Source organism: Vibrio sp. 10N.222.48.A3 (assembly GCF_041475345.1).
Classification (GTDB): domain Bacteria; phylum Pseudomonadota; class Gammaproteobacteria; order Enterobacterales; family Vibrionaceae; genus Vibrio; species Vibrio tasmaniensis_A.
In genome coordinates, this window is sequence record NZ_JBFRVX010000602.1 from 1 (window position 1) to 416 (window position 416).

The 416-nt window shown below is 37.3% G+C and carries 1 protein-coding gene; it reads right to left on the bottom strand.

The window, feature by feature from the left end; translation table 11 throughout:
• Nucleotides 1–416: hypothetical protein (locus AB4653_RS16885; RefSeq protein ID WP_372104802.1), on the bottom strand; the 416-nt coding region annotated here is incomplete at both ends.

A 416-nucleotide genomic window follows, 5' to 3' on the forward strand; every position in this document is an offset into this window, starting at 1 on the left:
GTCTAGTAGCACTTTGTTTTTGTTACGGTTAAAGCATGCAAAATAGTCGTCGTTAAATAAATGTACGAAACGGTCTGTATCTAACATGAGCGGCAACGAGAGTGAATCAGACGCTACAGCCCCTTCGACATTAAAGACTAAGCTACCAACCGGACTAGTCACTTCAAAGACCACATCATTTGACTCATTAGCTAATAATTCAAAGTCGATCTCTTTGATTTCTTGATTGTCGAATAATTGCCCAGACTGCTCTAGTTTAGCTTTATTGCCCTGCTCTGCAATTACAAAGCTGTTATCTTCTGTTTGTAGCGTTATACGTTTTTTATTTGGTTCAATTAGGAAGATATTTTCAAACGAAGGTAAGTAAAAACTATCTGCTGTTAAGACCAAAACACGAAATTTATAACACTCTGCTG